This window comes from Deinococcus sp. Arct2-2 (assembly GCF_004801315.1).
In the GTDB taxonomy this organism is placed as follows: domain Bacteria; phylum Deinococcota; class Deinococci; order Deinococcales; family Deinococcaceae; genus Deinococcus.
The window spans coordinates 14,088-33,979 of record NZ_SSNW01000042.1 but is presented as its reverse complement, the minus strand read 5'-3'; the positions used below and the strand labels follow the sequence as shown (position 1 = coordinate 33,979).

Annotated in this window: 19 protein-coding genes; 5 read left to right on the top strand and 14 right to left on the bottom strand. The window is 62.6% G+C overall.

Annotated elements, in window-relative coordinates; genetic code table 11:
• The first annotated feature begins 44 nt into the window (after positions 1 to 44).
• Positions 45 to 2,990, top strand: coding sequence for an insulinase family protein (locus E7T06_RS15905; RefSeq protein WP_136366754.1), 2,946 nt, complete (start codon positions 45 to 47; stop codon positions 2,988 to 2,990).
• A gap of 131 nt (positions 2,991 to 3,121) precedes the next feature.
• Here E7T06_RS15905 and E7T06_RS15900 read toward each other — a convergent pair whose 3' ends face one another.
• Positions 3,122 to 3,562, bottom strand: coding sequence for a 23S rRNA (pseudouridine(1915)-N(3))-methyltransferase RlmH (locus E7T06_RS15900; protein WP_136366753.1), 441 nt, complete (start codon positions 3,560 to 3,562; stop codon positions 3,122 to 3,124).
• A gap of 258 nt (positions 3,563 to 3,820) precedes the next feature.
• Between E7T06_RS15900 and E7T06_RS15895 the strand changes: the two genes are divergently transcribed.
• The 4 genes from E7T06_RS15895 to pfkA all read left to right on the top strand — a co-directional run bounded on the left by E7T06_RS15895 (position 3,821) and on the right by pfkA (position 6,642).
• Positions 3,821 to 4,249, top strand: a complete 429-nt coding sequence (locus tag E7T06_RS15895; protein WP_136366752.1) for a hypothetical protein — start codon at positions 3,821 to 3,823, stop codon at positions 4,247 to 4,249.
• Between the two features lie 130 nt (positions 4,250 to 4,379).
• Positions 4,380 to 4,616 (top strand): hypothetical protein, encoded by a 237-nt coding sequence (locus tag E7T06_RS15890; protein ID WP_136366751.1) that lies wholly within the window; start codon positions 4,380 to 4,382, stop codon positions 4,614 to 4,616.
• A gap of 121 nt (positions 4,617 to 4,737) precedes the next feature.
• Positions 4,738 to 5,586 (top strand): 16S rRNA (cytidine(1402)-2'-O)-methyltransferase, encoded by an 849-nt coding sequence (gene rsmI, locus E7T06_RS15885; RefSeq protein ID WP_136366771.1) that lies wholly within the window; start codon positions 4,738 to 4,740, stop codon positions 5,584 to 5,586.
• 51 nt (positions 5,587 to 5,637) lie between these two features.
• On the top strand, positions 5,638 to 6,642 hold the full coding sequence (gene pfkA / locus E7T06_RS15880) for a 6-phosphofructokinase (RefSeq protein ID WP_136366750.1): 1,005 nt from the start codon (positions 5,638 to 5,640) through the stop codon (positions 6,640 to 6,642).
• A gap of 428 nt (positions 6,643 to 7,070) precedes the next feature.
• Here the strand turns inward: pfkA and ftsZ are convergent, their stop codons facing one another.
• From ftsZ to E7T06_RS15815, 13 genes are all read right to left on the bottom strand, one after another.
• Positions 7,071 to 8,144 (bottom strand): cell division protein FtsZ, encoded by a 1,074-nt coding sequence (gene ftsZ / locus E7T06_RS15875; RefSeq protein WP_136366749.1) that lies wholly within the window; start codon positions 8,142 to 8,144, stop codon positions 7,071 to 7,073.
• Between the two features lie 67 nt (positions 8,145 to 8,211).
• Positions 8,212 to 8,409 (bottom strand): hypothetical protein, encoded by a 198-nt coding sequence (locus E7T06_RS15870; protein WP_136366748.1) that lies wholly within the window; start codon positions 8,407 to 8,409, stop codon positions 8,212 to 8,214.
• A gap of 136 nt (positions 8,410 to 8,545) precedes the next feature.
• The gene (gene ftsA, locus E7T06_RS15865) at positions 8,546 to 9,919 is read right to left on the bottom strand and encodes a cell division protein FtsA (protein WP_136366747.1); all 1,374 of its coding nucleotides are present in this window, start codon (positions 9,917 to 9,919) and stop codon (positions 8,546 to 8,548) included.
• Complete coding sequence (locus E7T06_RS15860; protein WP_136366746.1) at positions 9,916 to 10,671, bottom strand: FtsQ-type POTRA domain-containing protein; 756 nt, start codon at positions 10,669 to 10,671, stop codon at positions 9,916 to 9,918. The genes ftsA and E7T06_RS15860 overlap by 4 nt, the downstream gene beginning before the upstream one ends.
• Positions 10,668 to 11,588, bottom strand: a complete 921-nt coding sequence (locus E7T06_RS15855) for a UDP-N-acetylmuramate dehydrogenase (protein ID WP_240741109.1) — start codon at positions 11,586 to 11,588, stop codon at positions 10,668 to 10,670. Before E7T06_RS15855 ends, E7T06_RS15860 begins: the two co-directional genes overlap by 4 nt.
• Complete coding sequence (gene murC / locus E7T06_RS15850; protein ID WP_136366769.1) at positions 11,585 to 12,970, bottom strand: UDP-N-acetylmuramate--L-alanine ligase; 1,386 nt, start codon at positions 12,968 to 12,970, stop codon at positions 11,585 to 11,587. The genes E7T06_RS15855 and murC overlap by 4 nt, the downstream gene beginning before the upstream one ends.
• Before the next feature lie 223 nt (positions 12,971 to 13,193).
• Entirely contained in the window at positions 13,194 to 14,426 is a 1,233-nt protein-coding gene (gene murG, locus E7T06_RS15845) for an undecaprenyldiphospho-muramoylpentapeptide beta-N-acetylglucosaminyltransferase (protein ID WP_136366745.1), read from the bottom strand.
• A gap of 292 nt (positions 14,427 to 14,718) precedes the next feature.
• Complete coding sequence (locus tag E7T06_RS15840; protein WP_136366744.1) at positions 14,719 to 15,471, bottom strand: AIM24 family protein; 753 nt, start codon at positions 15,469 to 15,471, stop codon at positions 14,719 to 14,721.
• Positions 15,472 to 15,552: 81 nt separating this feature from the next.
• Positions 15,553 to 16,731, bottom strand: coding sequence for a pyridoxal phosphate-dependent aminotransferase (locus E7T06_RS15835; protein WP_136366743.1), 1,179 nt, complete (start codon positions 16,729 to 16,731; stop codon positions 15,553 to 15,555).
• A 93-nt stretch (positions 16,732 to 16,824) separates the two neighbouring features.
• Positions 16,825 to 17,310, bottom strand: coding sequence for a hypothetical protein (locus E7T06_RS15830; RefSeq protein WP_136366742.1), 486 nt, complete (start codon positions 17,308 to 17,310; stop codon positions 16,825 to 16,827).
• A 66-nt stretch (positions 17,311 to 17,376) separates the two neighbouring features.
• Positions 17,377 to 17,910 (bottom strand): hypothetical protein, encoded by a 534-nt coding sequence (locus tag E7T06_RS15825; protein WP_136366741.1) that lies wholly within the window; start codon positions 17,908 to 17,910, stop codon positions 17,377 to 17,379.
• A 116-nt stretch (positions 17,911 to 18,026) separates the two neighbouring features.
• A complete protein-coding gene (locus E7T06_RS15820) occupies positions 18,027 to 18,611 on the bottom strand; it encodes a response regulator transcription factor (protein WP_026298755.1) in 585 nt (194 codons plus the stop codon).
• Positions 18,608 to 19,723, bottom strand: coding sequence for a HAMP domain-containing sensor histidine kinase (locus E7T06_RS15815; protein WP_136366768.1), 1,116 nt, complete (start codon positions 19,721 to 19,723; stop codon positions 18,608 to 18,610). The genes E7T06_RS15820 and E7T06_RS15815 overlap by 4 nt, the downstream gene beginning before the upstream one ends.
• Positions 19,724 to 19,892: the final 169 nt, after the last annotated feature.

Here is a 19,892-nt window from a genome sequence, read left to right as displayed (position 1 = left end):
AGCCCCACCTTCTCTCCCGCAGTACGGCGCTAAACTTTGCCCCTATGACCATGCAACTCACCAAGCCGCCCACCGTAGGCACGCCGCTGGGACGCTACACCGTAGAGCGCGTCGAAGCCTTGCCCGAAATGCAGGGCACGCTGGTGCTGCTGCGCCACGAACTCGGCGCACGCCACGCCCACGTGATCCGCGAAGACGACAACTTGGCCTTTGGCGTCACCTTTCCCACCGTCCCCAAAGACAGCACGGGTGTGGCCCACATTCTGGAACACGTGGCCCTGATGGGCAGCCAGAAGTACCCGGTGCCCGATCCCTTTTTTGCGATGGCCCCGCGCAGCCTGAACACCTTCATGAACGCCATGACCGCCAACGACTGGACAACGTATCCGTTCAGTACGCGCAATGTGCAGGACTACTTCAACTTGCTGTCGGTGTATTTGGACGCCACCTTTTTCCCTCTACTGCGCTACGAATCCTTTCGGCAGGACGGCCACCGTTTCGAATTTGAGAAGTTGGACGACCCCACCAGCACGCTGAAGCTGCAAGGCGTGGTGTACAACGAAATGAAAGGCGCGATGGCGGGCGCGGGTTCGGTGATGTGGCGCTCGCTGGGCAAGGCGCTGTATCCCGACCTGACCTACGCGGTCAACAGTGGCGGCGAACCGAACGACATTCCGGGCTTGACTTATGAAGGACTGCGGGCCTTCCACGCGGCGCATTACCACCCCAGCAACGCCTTTTTCTTCACCTACGGCAATCAGGACTTGGCCCGCGTGCTGGACGAAATCGAGTCGCACGTGATGGCCCGTTTTGCGCCGCAATCGTTGGATGTGAGCGTGCCCGATCAGCCCGACTTTGCCGAACCCCGCCGCGTAGACGTGACTTATCCGGGTTCGGACACGGAGCGCGGCGGCCAAGTGTTGCTGGCATGGAAACTGGGCCGCTCCAGCAACCCCGACCTGAATCTGCGTTGGAGTGTCCTCAGCGACGTGCTGCTGGGCAATCCCGCCGCACCGCTCACCCGCCCGCTGATCGAATCGGGCGTCGGCTCGGCGCTGGCCGACCTGACCGGCTACCGCGATTCCTTCCGCGAGGGCGCGTTCGCGGTGGGCCTCAAGGGACTCAGCGCGGGCAAGGCCGCCGAAGTCGAGAAACTGGTGCTGGACACGCTGGCGGGCATCGCACGGGACGGTATTCCCGCTGACCTGATCGCCAGTAGCCTGCACCAATTCGAGATTGGGCAAAAGGAAGTCAGCAACAGCGGCTATCCATATGGCCTGCAAGTGATGTTCCGGCTGATGGGGCCGTGGTTGTACGGCGGCGACCCCGTGACTGGCCTGCGGTTGGATGCCGAACTGAACAGCTTGCGGGCCGATCTGGACAGTGGCAAGCGCGTGTTCGAAACCATGCTGGAAGAACTTCTGGCGCTGCCCCACCGCGTCACGATGGTGGTCACGCCCGATCCACTGCTGGCGTCGCAGGCCGAGCAAGCCGAGCGTGAACTCGTAGAACGTCTCAGCAAGGACTTCACCGATGAAGACCGCGCCCGAATCGTGCGGGAAAGCTTGCAACTCCAGTCGCTTCAGGCGCAGGAATCCGACCCGAATGTGTTGCCCACGCTGGCCCTCAGCGACGTGACGCCCGGCGTGCAGCGCCCCGACTACAGCACCACGCAAGAAGGCCGCGCCCTGGTGGGCCGTGTGCCTCAACCTACCGGCGGCCTGAGTTATTTGGATGTGCAAATTCGCCTGCCCGAACTGCCCGCCGACCTGCTGGACGTGCTGCCGCTCTACACCTATGCCGTCACCCGCAGCGGCGCGGCTGGGCAGGATTACGCCGAATTGTCGCGCCGCATAGAAGCCGTGACGGGCGGCGTGGGCGCAAGCGCGGGCGTGGGCACCGCCCCTGATGACCTGAGCGCCGTGCGGTTGGCGGTGACATTTAGCGGTAAGGCGCTGGCCCGCAACGCCGAGGCGCTGGTGGCCGTGCTGCACGATCTGATCGCCGCCCCAGAATTTACCCGTGAGCGCACCCGGCAACTGCTGGAGCAGCGTTTGTCGGGCATGAAAGCCAGCGTGGTGGGTTCGGGCAGCGCCTACGCGGATCGCCTCGCCTCGGCACAGGTCAGCGCCGCCGCCGTGCTGGAAGAACGCTTTGGCGGGCTGACCTCGTTGGCGACACTGAAGGCCATCGTAGAAGGCCCGGAAGGTGAAACGGGTGCAGAAGGCTTGGACGCCCGCATTGACGCCCTGCTAGGCCAATTCGCCCAACTGCAAGAGCTGATCACGCGGGGGCAACCACTTCTCTGTCTCACCGCCACGCCCGACGATATTGGGCTGGACGTGCAGCCCATCACCACGCTGTTTACGGGCGACGCCGCCACCGGACGCCCCGCGTTGGCCCCGCTCACCACTGGCCCGCAGGCCCGCACCACCGATTCCCCAGTGGCCTTCAATGCCATCGCCTACCCCACCGTGCCCTATACGCACCCCGACAGTCCCGCGTTGCTGGTGCTGTCGCGCCTGCTGAGAAGCGAGTACATGCTCAAGGAAATCCGCGAGAAGGGCGGCGCATACGGCGGCGGCGCAGGCTTTGACACGCGGGGCGGCGTCTTCTCTATGACCAGTTACCGCGACCCGCACATTGCTCGCACGTATCAAGTGTTCCGCGACGCCCGTGCCTTCCTAGACACGCCGTTGGGCGAGCGCGAACTTACCGAAGCCATTCTGACCGCCAGTAAAATCTTAGACCCCCTGACCAGCCCAGACACGGTGGGCCGCCTGCGTTTTTACGGCGATCAGGCCGGATTCACGCCCGAAGTGCAGGAAGCCTTCAAAGCCCGCCTGCTGGCCGTCACACTGGACGATCTGCGCCGCGTGATGGACACATACCTGACGCCGGAGCGGGCCGCCTACGCGCTGGTGGCCGGGCGCGATCCGAATACGGAAGTGGAGGGGCTGGGTCTGAAATTTGAGGTACAGGGAGTTTGATCAGGAACGTAGATCGTAGAAAAAGCAAAACGGAGCTTGATTGATCAGGGCTGTGTGGTGGCAGAGGCGAGCGGGAAAGCCTCTGCCACCGCGCTTTTTCCACGTTCTACGATCCACACTCTACGTTCCCGTCACCCCCGGTGATACGGCTCCCCCGCACTGATCGTCGCCGCCCTATACAGCGCCTCCGCCAGCACCACCATCGCCAGATCGTGCGGCAGGGTCAGCGTACCGAGGCTCCAGAGGGCGTAGGCTCCGGCCCTCAGCTCGTCGGTGTGTCCCTCCGGGCCGCCAATCGCAAAAGCTAGTTCGCCCGTTCCGCCCACACCCTGCCCGTCCAAATACGCCGCTAACCCCTCCGACGTGAATTGTTGGCCGCGTGGATCGAGCAGGATCAGCGGCGTTTTTCCGGCGGCGCGGCGAATGGCCTCACTTTCCAGCGCCTGCGTTTTGCCTGCCACCCGCGTCACGGTCAGTTTGTGGTAGCGGCGCAGGCGTTTTTCGTATTCGTCCCAGCCTGCGCGGGCATAGGGCAGCTTGGGTTCGCCCACGGTAATCAGGTGCAGTCTCATGGGGGCAGTGTGGCAGAAGGGTTTGCACGGTGGATTCACGCCGCGTGTAAACCCACCAGTCTGCTTCGCAGCCAGCCCCCCTTAAGGGGAGCGCAAAATCTTTAATCCTCCCCTCAAGGGGGGGCGTTGCGAAGCAACGGGGGGGTTCACCTTCTACCTCAATCCCCCCACGTACATAGACATACAGCGCCCACCCGCCCCGCCCGCTAAACTGGGGCGTATGTCCGGTTTGCTTTGGCCTCCGCTTGGGGGGCGCACTTGAACTACGCGGCGACTCTGGCGGTGATGGTGGTGCTGTCGTTCAGCTTTCCGCTGACGGTGCGGCTGGGCGCTCAGTTGGGCGTGCCGGAGGTGCTGGGCGCGTCTATGTTGGGCGCTGTTCTGACGTTCTCGCTGGCGGCCTACGTGGTGCGCTGGCAAGTGACCCGGCACCGCGTCACCACGCAGCGGTTGGCGGCGGCGCGGGCACAGGTGGCCGCCGATCCGTCCAGCCCCCGTGCGTATTTTGTGGGTGGAGAACATTTGGGCCTGATTTTGTTGCGCCTAGACCGCCGCCGCGAAGCCGCCGAAGTGATAGACCGCTTTGCGCGGTTGGGCGGCGCACGGGAAAGCGAAATCGTGGCCCTGCGCGAAGCCCTGTCGAATGCCGAACGCCGTCAGAGACGTGCCCAAGGCCGCGAAGCGTGAAGACTCTGGGCCGCCAGCGTGAGGCTTCATGGGATAGAGGCGGCAAGGATGCGTATCCTGAGAGGCATGAAGGTTGCCAGTGTCCGTCAGAAGTACGGGATTCGAACAGTCCCCAGCAAGGAGCGCAGCTATGAGGGCGTATAAGGGCATCGTGGAAGACGGAGTGGTAGTGCTCATCGGCGCACGCCTGCCCGAAGGCACGGTGGTTACGGTTACGGTGGGCGAAACCGAACTGCTCCGCGCACGGATTACCAGCGCCCTGAAACGGCCCCGCAAGGTGCGCGTGCGCGTGAAGCCTACGCCGGGTATGGCGATGGGGCAATTGCAGTTGGAAGGCACGGCAGGCCAGCCCCAGTCGGATGAGTAGGGCAGAAGAAGACACGCTTGAGGGCGGAACTGAAGATGGCGGCGTAGACGAACTGGTGTTGGACGAAGATTGGTCAGCAGAATTAGAGGAAGCAGCCGACGCCCACGCCGATTTGCCCCCCATCAGCCCGATTCCGGACGGTGCGCGGGTGTGGCTCGTTCCCACACCTGTGGGCAACTTGGGCGACTTGACCCTGCGGGCCATAGAAGTCCTGCGGGCCGCCGACGCTGTGGCCTGCGAAGACACCCGCCGCACCGGAGCGCTGCTGTCTTACTTGGGCATCCGCAAACCGCTGGTGCGCCTAGACGCCCACACTATGCGCCGTGCCCCGCAAGTGCTGGAACGATATGCCCGCCTTGCGTATGTCAGCGATGCAGGCACGCCCGGCATCAGTGACCCCGGCGCGGAACTGGTGCAGGCCGCCCTTGCCGCCGATGTGCCTATAGAAGTGTTGCCCGGAGCCACCGCTTTCGTGCCCGCACTGGTGCTGTCGGGCCTAGATTCTGCCCGCTTTACCTTCGAGGGCTTCTTGCCGCGTTCGGGCAAAGACCGCAAAGCCCGCCTGAGTGCGGTGGCGGCGCGGGCCGAAACCAGCATCGTCTACGAGAGTCCTCACCGCCTGCACGCCACCCTGACCGATTTGGCGGCCAGTTGCGGCCCTGTACGCCGCGCCAGCGTCACGCGGGAACTGTCCAAGCGGTTCGAGGAGACCCGGCGCGGCACCTTGGCCGACTTGGCGGCGCATTTCGAGGCAGGCACACGAGGCGAAATTGTAGTGGTGGTGGCGGGCCGACCCGAGGGCGAAGCCGACCCAGCGCAGCCCGTGACCGATCCGGCAGAGCAGGCCAGAGCGTGGGCCGCCGCGGGACAAGGGGTCAGAGATATACGTGACGCGCTGATGCGGCAGGGTTTGCGTAAGAATGACGCTTACGCGCTGGCCTTACAGGTGACGCAAGCTCAGCAGCCCTGAGCGTCTTTCTCTCCCAACCCTTTCCTGTGATCCAAGCAAATGAGGCCCACCATGACTGAAGAAGACACCAAGCATTCCAATCCCAACGGCCTGAAACGTGTGGCCGTGCTGACCAGCGGCGGAGACGCCCCCGGCATGAACGCGGCCATTCGTGCCGTCGTGCGTACCGCCACCCACAACGGCATAGAAGTCGTAGGCGTGCGCCGAGGCTTTCAGGGACTTCACGAGGGCGACATGGCCCTGATCGGCCCCCGCGACGTAGCCAACACCATCCAGCGCGGCGGCACCATCTTGCTTACGGCCCGTTCCCATACGTGGCGCAGTCCGGAAGGCCGGGCCAAGGGCGCACAGAATTTGCGTGACTGGCAAGTCGATGGATTGATCGTCATCGGCGGCGACGGCAGTTTTCACGGCGCACACTTTTTGCAGCAGGAACACGGCTTCCCGGTCATCGGTGTGCCCGGCACCATCGACAACGACCTGTACGGCACCGATCACACCATCGGCTACTTCACGGCAGTAGAAACCGCGCTGGACGCCGTCGATAAACTGCGCGACACCGGAGCCAGCCACGAGCGAATCTTCGTGATCGAGGTTATGGGCCGCCACGCTGGACACATCGCTCTAGAGGTTGCGGTGGCAGGCGGGGCCGAGGAAGTCTTTATTCCCGAAGATGCCAAGCCCGTAGACGGCGTCGTGGAGATCGTGAAGCAGAGTCTTGCCAAAGGCAAGGCCAGCTCCATCATCATCGTGGCTGAAGGCTATCCGGGCGGCGCAGAGGGCGTCAGCAAGGCCATTCACGAAGGCACGGGCCAAGAAACCCGCGTCAGCATTTTGGGTCACATCCAGCGCGGCGGCACGCCCGTATCCAGTGACCGCGTGTTGGCTAGCCGCTTAGGTGAAGCTGCCGTGTACGCCCTGATGGACGGTAAAAGTGACGTGATGGTGGGCAGGCAAGGCGGCGGCATCAGTCATATTCCCCTGCACGAAACGTGGGAAAAGCGAAAAGACGTGAACCGCGATTTGTACCGCTGCGCCAAAACGCTGAGCGTGTAAAGAAGGGAAGCTCAGGCCGCAGCATCCATGAAACAATGGTTCGGACAGTTTCTAAAGTTGCTCTACGAGTTGCCCAAGAACACGGTGTTTTTAGCTCCTCCACCCTTGCGGGGGAGGCTGGGAGGGGGGAATGGGAAAGGCGTCCCAGACAACATTTTTACATGCTGTGTGTTTTGGAACCAAAAACTGTCCGAACCATCCATGAAAGCCAGCCGCTCTAAATAAGTTAGGGCGGCTGGCATTTAGTTTTCAGGATTTGTCGTAACAGGATCGCCAGTGCAGAAAGTGATCTGAAAGCCCTAGAGAAAGGAAAAAAGGTAGATCGTCTTTGACCTTCCTTAGTCCCTGTGACTCTAGACCCTTAGACCGCCTTCAAACCAGCAGGTAAGGCCGCGCCTCACCCAGCACGCGGCTCCGTCAACCAACCCTTATTCCCGCTCGACGTTCCGCAAAAACGCGGGAATATCGTAATCCTTAGGATCATAGCTGCTCGTGGCTGTGCCGCGCACCGGCTTCACGATGGTTTCGATGCTGCTGCGGCCACTCGTGCCCCCGGCAATGCTGATGGGCGTGTCGTTGAAGCCAGTGGCAATGACAGTTACGCGCACTTCGTCGCCAGCGGCTTCGTCGGGCGTAATGCCGAACAGAATGTCGGGGTCTTCGAAGCCAGTGGCCTCGCGGATTTTCTCGACAATTTCGTTGGCGTCGGTCATCGACAGGTCAAAGCTGCCGGTCACGTTGACCAGAATGCGGCGTGCGCCGTCGATGCCGCGTTCCAGCAGCGGGCTGTGGATGGCGCTCATGGCGGCTTCTTCGGCCACCTTTTCGCCCCGGCCCGCGCCGATGCCCATGAGTACCGTGCCAGAATTGGCCAGCAGGTTCCTCACATCGGCAAAATCGAGGTTGATCATGCCTTCCACGTTGATCACGTCGCTGATGCCCTTTACGCCGTAGTACAGCACACGGTCAGCAATGAGGAACGCCTCACGGAAGCTGACCTTCTTGTCTACGGCAGTGAGCAATTTCTCGTTGTTCACCACGATCATGCCGTCTACACGGTCTGCCAGTTTGCCGATCCCTTCTTCGGCCACCCGCAGGCGCTTCGGCCCTTCAAACTTAAAGGGCCGCGTGACGATCGCTACCGTCAACACGCCCATTTCGCGGGCAATTTCGGCCACTACAGGGGCGCTGCCGGTGCCCGTGCCGCCGCCCATGCCCGCCGTAATAAAGAGCATGTCGGTGCCGTCAAGGTATTCCTTGATGCGTTCGCGGTCTTCAAGGGCCGCTTTTTCGCCCACTTCCGGGTCTGCCCCTGCGCCGAGGCCGCGTGTCAGGCGGTCTCCGAGCTGAATCCGCACTTCGGCGTGGCTTTTGGCCAACACCTGCGCGTCGGTGTTCCCAGCGATAAACTCTACGCCTTCGAGTCCAGATTCAATCATGCGGTTAACGGCGTTGTTGCCCGCCCCGCCCAAGCCGATCACACGAATTTTGGCCGCTTGCATTATGTCTCCTTACCTTCCGGCACCGCCGTTGAGGGCTGTCCCGTAGCTGTTCGCTATTCGGCGTAGTTTAACGCACGATCCACGCAAGTGGGCTTTGTTGGTGAGGATGATGGATCAATCTGGAATGGTGCAGCACAAGAGATTGGAGACGCGGCGTGTCTTGTGGCGGGTTTTCATCTTGGAGACGTTTTAGCCCGATCAAAAATGGGTCTTCTCCAACCACGAAAAACTCATTATGGGTATAAAAAATTTGGTCGACCTGCATGGTTTTGCCAGCATGTGCTGATTCGTTTGTTTGATGAGCAGCTTTGTTGGGCGTCTGGGTTCAATCAGATCACCGTATTTGTCAAAACCCGAAGACCCCACCGATAAGGGCGGGGTCATGATGGGGTGCGGGCGATTCAGAACCAATCTTTAAAGTAGTTTTTGACGCGCTCGCCAAGGCTTGGCCCATCTTTTTTGGGTGCGGCAGCTTCTGGCTTCACCGGAACAATTTCGGTGGGCTGAGGCGGCGGCGTCACAGTGGCAGGCGACGGAGCGCCGTTGCTCATGCCATTGCCCGCGCTGACAGGGGCTGGCTGGCCGCTTTGCGCGGTCTCCATACTCTCAAAGATCATGTCCGGAACTTTGCCGTCCTGCCCGATGCCGTACAGCACCAAGCCCACGCTGGCCGCATGTTCAGGGCTGCTGACGATATCGCTGAGGCCGCCGATCCCGCGTGGACGACCCACCCGCACGGGCAACCGGAACCGGTCACGGGCCAGTTCTGCAGTGCCGCGCAGTTGCGACGCGCCGCCTGTAATGACCACCGTTTGGGCTACGAGTTCCACTGGCCCAAGCGCCTGATCTATTTCGTCGCGGATCATGCCGTAAATCTCGGCGATGCGCGGCTTGATGATGCGCGAGAGTTCGAAGGCGCTGATGGCGTGCGTGCTGCCCGACGCGGTGGTAATTTCCAGCGTCAGGTCTTGATCGGCCAATTCGGGCAAGGCCGCGCCGTACTTGCGCTTCACGTTCTCGGCTTCTTCAATCGGAATCTTCAGAATTTGCGCCAAATCTGCCGTGACATGCTCGCCGCCAATCGGGATGCTGGCGCTGTGGGCGAGGTTGCCGCGTTTGAAGACGCCCACGTCGGTGGTACCGCCGCCCATGTCGATCACGATGACCGTCTGGGTTTGTTCCAGCGCTTCCAGCGTGGCCAACCCGGAGGCCAGCGCGTGCAGCACGAAGCCGTCTACTTTCAGGCCCGCTTCCTGCACGCAGCGGCGCAGATTCAGCAGCGGCCCGGCGGTTCCGGCCACGATATGCACGTCGACTTCCAGCCTCACGCCGTGCATGCCCACCGGACTCTTGATGCCTTCCTGTCCGTCTACCACGTATTCCTGCGGCAACGTATGGATAATTTCGAGGTTGGGATCGAGCGGCACGGCGCGGGCGTTTTCTATGGCGCGGTCAACGTCGGGCTGAGCAATTTCTTGGTTGCGGCGAATGGCGGCCAAACCATGACTGGTAATCGCTTTGGCATGGTTGCCCGCCACACTCACGAACACGCTGCCCACTTTCACGCCGCTCACGCGCTCGGCGGCGGCCACCGATTGCCGGATGGCGTGGGTGGCGCGTTCCAAGTTCACCACGCTGCCGCGTTTCATGCCTTCGCTGGGCACGCTGCCCTGCCCGATGATGTCGAGGGTGCCGTTTGGCGCGATTTCCCCGATGACGGTGGTAATTTTCGTGGTGCCGATATCGAGGCCCACAATGATTGAATTTTCCTTCATTCTTGGACGCTCACCCCCCACGGGTAGATGTTGATTTTTTTGTTTGGGTACATGCTGATGCTCCCAGCATACTTTACGAGGGATTTCAGATCACCGCTCCACACCGCGCCGAGGCCCGTTTTGACCGTGACCCCTGACGGCGTATAGGCAACCGATTGCACAGTGTAGCGCGATAAAAGCTGTGAGACGTAGAGGGCGTCTGCCAAGCGGTCTGGCCCCCAGCCCCCCAAGAGGGGCAATTTGCCGTTCGGGGCCGCGCCCGGCAGCACTGTGCCGTCGGCGGCGAGGGTCACAATGCTCCCGTCCGGGCGCTGCCAGCGGGCGTAAGGAACCCGTTCCACCACGTTCACGCTGACGCCATCAGGAAACTGCTTGACGATGCTGGCCGACAAAATCCAAGGATGACGGGCAAGAGTCCTTGCTCGCCACGCACCGTAATACAGCCAGCCAAAGTTGGGCGACAGGCCCGCCAATTCCTGCACCCGCGCCGCTGAGAGTTGGCTGTTGCCAGTTACGGTCACGGTGCGAACGGGCAAGCCGAACCACGCGCCAGCCAAAGCTGCGGCGGCCAAAGTAATGCCCAAAGCCGTCCACAGGCGGGTGCGGCGCGGTTTGGGCGTGGGGAAGACTGGTGTGGGTTCCGGCTCTGGCTCTACTGGAACAACAGGTGCAACCACCGCATCGGCACCAACAGGCTCAGCCAGCGGCGGCGTAATCCGGCGGTTGCCTTCCCCTACCTTCCGGGCGCTCACGCCTGCTCCGGCCAACGGTTCTCTAACAACTGGTGTTCAGGCCACAGCTCGTATTCCAATTCCATCGGCACGGGAACGCGGCTGCGAATGGCGTCCAGCAGGGCATGCACATCGGCACTGGTGGCCCCGCCCAGATTCACGATGAAGTTGGCGTGTTCGGGGGCGATCATGGCGTTTCCGGCCCGCAGTCCCTTGAGGCCCGCCTCGTCGATCAGTTTTCCGGCACTCACGCCGCCCGGATTTTTGAAGGCACACCCCGGAGTTTTCATCTTGGGCTGCCCCTTGCGGGCATTGTCGGCAAAGTTCATGGCGTCCAGCACGGCGTCTTGGGTACTGGGCCGCAGCTTCAGGCGTACCCGCGACACGATGTGATTGCGCGGAATGCCGCTGTCTCGGTAGCCCCACTTCAGATCGTCTGGCGTGACTTGCCGCGTGCCTTCCGGCGTCACGATTTCCAGCGTGTGCAGGCCGTCGAACATCTCGCCGTAGCGCGTGCCCGCGTTCATCCACACCGCGCCGCCCACTTGTGCCGGAATGCCCACCGTGCCTTCTAGGTTAGACCAGCCCAGCTTTTGCAGCTTGCGAATCAGCCCCGGCAGGGGTACGCCGCCGCCCACCCAACCCGTAATGATCTGATCAGGGGTGCTGAGTTCTGCGTCAGGCTCCAAGTCGGCTTCGGCCAGTGGCCCCGCAAGGCGAATCACGCGCTCGCGCAGGCCTTCGTCGGCAATGACCAAGTTGCTGCCGCCGCCCAAAATCCGGTAAGGCTGGCTCATCGCCTCGGCCAGTTGCTCATGCGTAGACACGAACCACACTTCGGCCTCGCCGCCCACACCCAAGGTGGTGTAACGGGCCAGAGGAAGGCGTTCTACTCGCGCCCCCGTTTGGCTCACGGTCACAGGTTCAGATGCGGTCACGCGCTCACCTCGGCAGAAACCACTTCTTCCAGCGCCACCACTTCACGGGCCAGCTTCCACACGTCGCCCGCGCCCATCGTCACGATGACGTCGGCGGGCTGGGCCGATTCGCGCAGGTAGCGCACAACTTCGGCCCGGTCAGGGCTGTAGGTCACGCCGCTGTGTCCGTTGTCCGTCATCCGGCCCGAAATCAGCGTGGCGTGAATGCCCTCTATCGGGTCTTCGGACGCGGCGGCAATATCGAGCAGCAGCACTTCGTCGGCGTCCATCAGGGCGTCGGCCAAGCGGGGCCAAGACTGCTGGGTTCTCAGGTAGCGGTGAGGTTGAAAGACCACCCGCACGCGCCTTCCTGTTTGGCGGGCGGCCTGCACGGCGGCGGCAACTTTGGTGGCGTTGTGGGCGTAATCGTCCACCACCAGCGCCCCGCCTGCCTCGCCCCGCGCTGTGCCGATGTGCTGCCAGCGGCGTCCCGGCCCCCGGAATGCGGCTAGGGCTGCGGCTGCGGCCTCAAAATCTCCGCCGTACAGGTGAGTTACGGCCAGCGCCGCCAGCGCGTTCAGCACGTTATGCGTTCCGGGCAGGCCCACCCGTGCTTCTCCCAACGCCTGACCCTGCCAAGTCACCGTAAAGGCCGTGCCGTCCGGATCGGGCCGCACGTTTACGGCGCGGTAGTCGGCCCCTTCTGCCTGTCCATACGTCAGCCGTTCGGGTGCACCGCCCGTCAGTTCATCCAGCCCCGGCCAATCGGCGCAGGCCAGCACCCGCCGCGACTGAGACACGAAGCGGGCAAATCCGGCGTGCTGTTCTTCCACCGTTTCCCAGTAGGTGGCGAGGTTGCCGCCCACGTGGTCATCTTCGGCGTTAGTAAACACGGCGGTTTCGCAGCCCAGCAGGGCAAAGGCCCGGTCAGATTCGTCCACCTCGGCCACAAACGGGCCAGCGCCCACCCGCGCATTGCTGCCGAATTCGGGCACGATGCCCCCCACGAACGCCGCCGGATCGAGGCCCGCGCCCTGCATGGCAATGGCGATCATAGAGGTGGTGGTGGTTTTGCCGTGCGTGCCGATCACGCCGATGCTGGGGCCAGCCGACAGCAGCTCATTCAGCAGCGACATGCGCGGCTGCACTTGCACGCCCGCCGCCAGTGCCGCCAACACTTCCGGGTGGTCTTTGGGCACGGCTTCAGAGGCCACCAGCACGTCTACCCGGCCATACGGCTGCGCCGTGATGTGCGCCGCGTCGTGGTGTCGGGCTACCGGGATTCCCTCTAAAGTCAGTTGGGCCGTCAGTTCCGAAATTTGGGCGTCGCAGCCGCTGACCCGCAGGCCACGTGCCGTGAGCAAGCGGGCAAAAGCACTCATGCCGATGCCGCCGATGCCCATCAGGTGGTAGTGGCGCGGCGGTGATTCGGACTTGGATTCGGACTTGGGCAGACCAGCTTGGGCTGGGTCAGCTTGCGGGGAAAGGGCGGATTCGGAACGTCCAGCAGCAGAGAGCGTGGACGGGGCAGGGGCAGAGGCAGGATCAGTCATAGGTGGGGTCAGTCATGGAGTAGGAAGGTCAGGTGCGGCGCGACTGTTGCCGAACAGCGTGTATCACACAGCATTACTTGAGATGCCGCTCGATCAGGTCTGCGAAGCGGTCGGCAGCGCCCACAGGAGAGCGCGACAGGGCCGCCGCTTGCATGGCGGTTCGTGTGCCCGACGCCGCACACTCTAACACCGCTGCCCCCAGTGCCTCGCCCACGCGGTGCTGCTCTACCATTCGGCCCGCGCCCGCCGCCTGCACCGCTGCCGCGTTGTGGTACTGGTGGTTTTCGGCAGATTCGGGCAGAGGAATCATGATCACGGGTACGCCATGAAAGGCGGCTTCGGCCAGCGTACCCGTGCCTGCCCGCGTAATCGCCAAATCTGCCGCCGACCACGCCGCCACCGCGTCTACGTATCCAGTGGGGTGATACCAACCCAAATCCTGCACGCGGGGGGCCACTTCACTGAGCCAGCGCGGCCCGGTGGAATGGACGACCTGTACGGCTGGGCTGTCGTTCAGGGTGCGCTCGTGGGCAGAGAGTGGCGGCCCAGTAAAGTCCAGATCAATCTGGGTCAGCACGCCCCCGGCCCGGAGTTCGCCTCTGGCCCCCGTACTCACGGGCGTACTCATCTGAGACACCCCGCCGCCCGCACCCGCGCCCAGCAGGCCTTCTTCTCCCAGCACATGCCGCAACGTGTCGGGCACGGCATTGTTCAGCGCCAAAGACCCCTGAGAGCCGCCCATGACCAGCAAGGTCAGGGGGCCGTCTTGCAGGCCCAACTGAGCGAGGGCGTCGGCGCGGCTCATGCGGGTTTCGCGGGTGGGCATACCTACCATCGCGGCTTTGGCGGACGGCAACCCGATTACGCGCTCATAGGCGGTTCCAACTGCTTTGGCCCGGTACACCGCCAACCTTTGCGTCAGTCCTAGTCGTGCATTTTGCTCGTGCAGCACGGTAGGCAGGCCCAAACTTTGGGCGGCCAAGACTCCGGGCAAGCTGGCAAACCCGCCGTAACCCACCACCACACCGGGTTTGAGGCGGCTCAGGACAGCCCGCGCCTGCGCCAAGCCTTGCCCAGCCTTCAATAGTTCGCGGGGATCGGGGCGGCCTTGCCCACTGCGGGCCAGTTTCCCGGCGTCCACACCCTCGAACGGCAAGCCTTGTTCGGCGGCCACGCGCTCCTCCATGCCGCCCCGCTGTCCCAAAATCAGCGCCGTATGCCCCCGCGCCATCAACGCCCGCGCCGTCGCCACCGCCGGGTAAATGTGCCCGCCCGTGCCGCCCGTTGCCATGACGATCAGTGCCATGTGCTGACCTGATTAAAATTCCGGTTGAATCCTATTTTTTTGGGATTCGACCCGAACAACGTGAGTGGGAACAGATACGGATTTCGGGAAATGGACGGACATCCGGTGCTGTTCCGGGTGTGCGGGAATTGGACGGAATCCGTATGACTCATTGGGAAGGAGTGTAGCAGTGGGGCTGTGGGGAGTGGGTTGTAGGGTGTGGGAAACAGAATGTGGATCGTGGAACGTGGAAACAGCCCAACCACGATCTACGATCCACGATCCTGTTGTCCCACACCCCACAACCTACACGTTAGTCAAACAAATCGCTGATCCCGCCCCCCTTGCTCTCCCCGCCCAAGCCCTGCTCGAATTCCTCGTAAGGCTGCACCACCACGAATCCGTCGCCCTGAAACACCATCTGGTACGTTTCGCCGCCGCCACGCCCAAAAATAGAGCGCAGGCTGGAATCCACGCGCAGTTGGGGCTGAAGGTTGCCACTCCACGCAACGGTGGCGTTGGGGTCGGTAAACAGGGGTTCGTTGGGCGTCACGCGCAGGGTCAGCGGCTTGCCGTGACTCAGAATTGCAACTAGCCCATGCCCCTGCACCTTCACGCTAAATAGGCCGCCCGCTGCCATGCCTGCAATTCGGCGGTGCATGGTGATGTCGTACTTCACGCTGTCCTCGAAGGCCAACAGGTCGTTGCCGCTGACGTTCAGGGTGTCGCCTTGCAGCCGCAAAATGCTGACTTCTTTGCCCTGATCGGCCAGATACACCACGCCGCGCCCCTCGATTTTTGCCAGCGGACTCATTTCCTGACTCACGGCGCGTTTGAGGGCCTTCATCAGGCCGCCTTCCAGCGTGCCCTCGCGCTTAAAGTTCAGGTTGCCCTTGTAGGCGATCATTGCGCCCAATTTGCTCCAAATGCGGCCATCCACGCGGACTTCCAGCATCTTGCTGCTTTCCAGCTCAAACACGTCGCCGGGATTGTCGCGCTCGGCGGTTTGCACCAAAAAGTCACGCAGGTTGTAGCTGCCGTCCACACCGGGGGTCATGTCGCTCATGCTGTGAGGTACGGCCAGAGTGTGAGTTGGGTTCCCATAGAGGGTAGGGGAGATAAAGGAAAAATAAAGGTGATCAGCGCTTTAGGCGTGAGCCTCCAGCACACCGCCAATTCGCCGCAGCACTTCCCCAATCTGCTCCAAACTGGTGGCGTAGCTGAGGCGCACTTGACCGGGAGCGCCGAAATCGGTGCCGGGAACCACGGCCACGCGACCCCGATCCAAGATCAGGCGGGCGGCCTCCAGCTCGTCTGGGTGCAGCTTGGTGGTATCGGCCATCACATAAAAGGCCCCTTGCGGCGTGGGTGTGGGCAACCCCAGTGCATTCAGGCCCGAAACGATGGTGTCCCGGCGTTGGCGGTAAGCGGTGCGGGCCATGCCGATAAATTCCGTCGTCGCTTCATGCTGCTCCAGCGCGGCGAGGGCGGCATATTGGCTGATGCTGCTGGCATTGCTGGTGCTCTGGGACTGAATGGCGTTCATGGCGGCGATAACCTGCTTGGGGCCGCCCGCGTAGCCGATGCGCCAACCCGTCATGGCATACGCTTTGCTGGCCCCGTTGATAGTCAGGGTATGGTCGGGGGCAAACGTGCCGATGCTGACCTGCTCGGCATCGTAGACCAGATGCTCGTACATTTCGTCGGTCACGATGATCAGGCCGTGCCGCACCGCGAGGTCTGCCACCGCCCGCAGCACATCGGGCGGAAACACCGCGCCCGTCGGATTGCCGGGGCTGTTCAGAATGATCATGCGGGTGCGCGGCGCAATGCGGGCTTCCAGTTCTGCCGGATCGAGCATGAAGCCAGTTTCGGGCGTGGTGGGTACGGCCACCGGAACCGCCCCGGTGAACGCCACCATTTCCGGGTAGCTGACCCAGTACGGCGCGGGAATCAGCACTTCGTCGCCGGGATTCAGTAGGGCAAAAAAGGCATTGAACAACGCTTGTTTGCCGCCGCTGGTCACGGTCACCGCGTCAGGCGCGTAGCTCAGGCCGTTTTCACGCGCAAACTTGGCACTGATGGCCTCGCGCAGTTCGGGAATGCCGTTCACGCCCGTGTATTTGGTTTTGCCCGATTCGATGGCCGCAATCGCCGCTGCCTTGATGTGTGCAGGCGTATCGAAATCCGGCTCGCCCACGCTCATGCTGATCACGTCTATGCCCGCCCGCCGCAGTTCTAGGGCGCGGGTGGTGACGGCCACCGTAGAGGAAGGCTTGAGGCTTTGGGCGCGTGCCGAGAGGCGAAACGGGGCGGCAGTGGTCATGGCGAGAGTGTACCCGGCAGGCAGAAAGTCGGGGAGGGTGAATCTATGCGAGTGAGGAGCGAGAAAACAGGATCGTGGGAACTGCCCAACCCGCTAAAACCGGTAAGTCAGGCCAAGGCGCACGCCCGGAGTCAAGTTGCTGGCCTGTGCCCATGCATACCGGGCTTTCACTTCGCCAAAATATCCCCAGCGCCCCTCTCCGAAGGAGTCGCGCAGGCCAGCCGTCCCGCTGACCCAAAAGGCGTCGCCCAAGAAGGTGCCGACTCCCGGCCCGCCGTACACCGTGAGGTCGCCAACTGGCCCGCTGAAGAGCACATCCGCCCCCAGCAAAGGCGCAGGCAAGGGAATGGGACTCTCGGAGGCTGGAATAAGAACAACGTCCAGCACACCCCGCACCGAGAGATCGAGTGCGCCTAGCTGCCCTACAGTGCGGCTTATGCCGAGGCTGATTCCGGGCAAATACACCGTTTCTCCGGTCAGACTGCCCCAGAGCGTCCACTGTGCGGGAGCGCGGGCCGTTTGTGCCGTGGCGCTTCCCAACACCACAGCAAGGCTTAAAGCAGAGGCGAGTATCTTCATCACGCCTTCATTCTGACCGCCAGAATAGGAATTGAAAGCTGCAAGGCTAGTTATGGTGAGTTTGCGCTAAAAGCGGTAGGTCAGGCCGAGGCGTGTGCCCGGAGAAAGCAGACCAATTCCGTTCGTATCGAACAAATAGCGCCCTTTGAATTCCCCGAAGTAGCCCCAGCGGGAGTCTCCGAAGGTGTTGCGAATGCCCGCCGTACCGCTGACCCAAAACAATTGACCCAATACGGTGCCCACGCCCGGCCCGCCGTACACGGTCACGTTACCCGCAGGCCCGCTGAACAGCAGATCGGCTCCCACGAACGGGATAAACGGCATCTCTACATCGGGCAAAGGCACGAAGGTCACATCTGCCATGCCGCGCACCGATACGCTGGCTCCGCCCACTTGCCCTACCGGAATGCTGAGGCCCGCGCTAAGGCCGGGGAGAATAACAAATTCGGAGGTGAGGCCGCCCCACACAGTCACGGATTCTTGCTCTCTCAAGGTGTCGTTTGCAGTAATGGGCGTCAGTCCGGCTTGCGCGGCGGCGGTTCCCCAGCCAGCGTAGGTAGCCAAAGCAGTCAGGAGCAAAGTACGGGCGAGAGTCTTCATCACCGCCTCATTCTGACGGCTGAAAACGAGATGGCAAGCAGAAATGCGTGTGCCTCCAATACGTACTAGAAACAAAAAAGGACGCCGAAGCGCCCCTTCCGGAGGTTCTGGTTGTTTCAGTGCAGCAGGCCGATGGAACGGGCGCGGCTCACGGCTTCGGTGCGGTCTCCCGCGTCTAATTTGGCGTACAGGCGGGCCAAATGATCCTTCACGGTGTCAGGGCTGACGCCCAGATTCTTGGCGATTTCCTTGTTGCTGTAGCCCTGAGCCAGCAGCGGCAGCACTTCGGATTCACGGGGAGTCAGGCGCGGCACATCGACATGCGGCAAGCGGTCGATTTCGGGGTGGGCCACGATATCGCGCAGTTGGCGGGCAAGGCTTTCGGGATCGGTTTCCTTGCTCACGTAACCGCGTGCTCCGGCGGCGCGGGCGGCCTGCACGATGGCGGGTTCGGAAAAGGTGGTAATCAGGACGCTGACCACGTTGGGGTTGCTCAGGCGCAGTTTCTCGCACACTTCGATGCCGGTCATGCCGGGCATTTTCACGTCCAGCAGGGCGGCGTCGGGCTGGTGCAGGCGGCAGGCGTCCAGCGCGGCCAGACCGTCGGCGGCTTCGGCCACCACGTCAAATCCCTGATGAATGAGTGCGTACTTGAGGCCCATACGGAACAAAGGGTGGTCGTCAGCGATAACTAGTCTCATGGGGTGACCTCCGGAAGGGTCAGGGTAAACAGGGAAGAGGAAGGGGAAAGAGCGTCTGGGACAGCGTGGGAAGCACTGGAAGTTGGATCGTGGACTGAAGGTGGAGGCGGCGGCTCAGGTTGGTCTGGCAGGTCAGGGTCGAACACAGTTGGAGGACGGCGTTCGTAGAGCAGTTGCCCGCCGTGCGCTTCGGCAATGCGCCGCACGATAAACAGGCCCAGCCCAGCGGTTCCGGCGGTGTAGTGTTGCCCAGCAATTAGGGCAGGCTGAGAGTTGAACGGTTGCGCGAGGTCGGCCAGATCACCGCTGAGGCCGGGGCCGTCGTCTTCTACACAGATTCCCTGCGGCGTGACCGACAACTGAACCCCGGTTTGCGCGTACCGCACGGCGTTTTCGGTCAGGTTGGCAATGGCCCGCTCCATTACGTGGGCGTCGACAAGAGCCGATCCGCTGCCGAACACACTGAGGGTCAGGCCGCGTGCTTCGGCGTGGGGGGCCACCCGGCGGGCCACATTGTCCAGCAGGCCGCGCAAATCCGTTTGAACAGATTGCACCTGCACGTCTTCCCGCTCAAAACGGTGGGCGTCGGCCATCTGCTGCACCAGCCCCAGCAAGCGGGCGGTTTCGGCCTGAATCTGTACGCCCACTTCACGGCGCTCAGCTTCGGGCAGTGGGTAGGCGGTCAGGGCGTGCGTCAGGTGTCCGGTGGCGATCAGGGGCGTTTTGAGGTCATGCACCAGCGTTGCCATAAATGCGCTGCGGCGGCCCTGTTCGGTGCCGAGGCGATCCAGCAGGGTGGTAAACGCGCCGCGCAAAGCACGGATTTCGGCGGGGTCGTCGGAATGTGGCTGTGCAAAGTCGCCGCGCTGCACTTCCGTTTCTAGGCGGTTCAGGGGCCGCAACAACGCGCCGCTGAGAACGTAGCCTGTAATCGCGCACAGCAGGCCCACCAACAGCATCCACACCACCAGCGTCATGGTGGGCACATTGGGCTGGGCGGTAAAGGTCAGCACCAGATTGGGGAGGAAAGCCAACATGAAAATAACCAGCGTAAATTGCCCGCGCAGGGTGGCCCGCCGCCTAATCCGGCCAGCAGTTCGGCTCGTAGACATCAGCGGAGCCGCCGCCCGGTTGGGGGCAGTCCTCATGCTGACATCACGTGCGCTCATAAAAGTAGCTTAGCCGCCGCGCTCTGACAGAACCGTCACGAGTAACGGCTGAGTTCTCATGTGTCAAGCCCCCCAGGTGCCGCCCCCGACGGGTGGGGCAGTCAGGAACGGC

Excerpts from the sequence above, each read along its gene's own strand:
- E7T06_RS15905 (WP_136366754.1), top strand. The coding sequence starts at position 45 with ATGACCATGCAACTCACCAAGCCGCCCACCGTAGGCACGCCGCTGGGA.
- E7T06_RS15900 (WP_136366753.1), bottom strand. The coding sequence starts at position 3,562 with ATGAGACTGCACCTGATTACCGTGGGCGAACCCAAGCTGCCCTATGCC.
- E7T06_RS15890 (WP_136366751.1), top strand. The coding sequence starts at position 4,380 with ATGAGGGCGTATAAGGGCATCGTGGAAGACGGAGTGGTAGTGCTCATC.
- pfkA (WP_136366750.1), top strand. The coding sequence starts at position 5,638 with ATGACTGAAGAAGACACCAAGCATTCCAATCCCAACGGCCTGAAACGT.
- ftsZ (WP_136366749.1), bottom strand. The coding sequence starts at position 8,144 with ATGCAAGCGGCCAAAATTCGTGTGATCGGCTTGGGCGGGGCGGGCAAC.
- E7T06_RS15870 (WP_136366748.1), bottom strand. The coding sequence starts at position 8,409 with ATGCAGGTCGACCAAATTTTTTATACCCATAATGAGTTTTTCGTGGTT.
- ftsA (WP_136366747.1), bottom strand. The coding sequence starts at position 9,919 with ATGAAGGAAAATTCAATCATTGTGGGCCTCGATATCGGCACCACGAAA.
- murC (WP_136366769.1), bottom strand. The coding sequence starts at position 12,970 with ATGGGCATCGGCGGCATCGGCATGAGTGCTTTTGCCCGCTTGCTCACG.
- murG (WP_136366745.1), bottom strand. The coding sequence starts at position 14,426 with ATGGCACTGATCGTCATGGCAACGGGCGGCACGGGCGGGCACATTTAC.
- E7T06_RS15840 (WP_136366744.1), bottom strand. The coding sequence starts at position 15,471 with ATGAGCGACATGACCCCCGGTGTGGACGGCAGCTACAACCTGCGTGAC.
- E7T06_RS15835 (WP_136366743.1), bottom strand. The coding sequence starts at position 16,731 with ATGACCACTGCCGCCCCGTTTCGCCTCTCGGCACGCGCCCAAAGCCTC.
- E7T06_RS15830 (WP_136366742.1), bottom strand. The coding sequence starts at position 17,310 with ATGAAGATACTCGCCTCTGCTTTAAGCCTTGCTGTGGTGTTGGGAAGC.
- E7T06_RS15825 (WP_136366741.1), bottom strand. The coding sequence starts at position 17,910 with ATGAAGACTCTCGCCCGTACTTTGCTCCTGACTGCTTTGGCTACCTAC.
- E7T06_RS15820 (WP_026298755.1), bottom strand. The coding sequence starts at position 18,611 with ATGAGACTAGTTATCGCTGACGACCACCCTTTGTTCCGTATGGGCCTC.
- E7T06_RS15815 (WP_136366768.1), bottom strand. The coding sequence starts at position 19,723 with ATGTCTACGAGCCGAACTGCTGGCCGGATTAGGCGGCGGGCCACCCTG.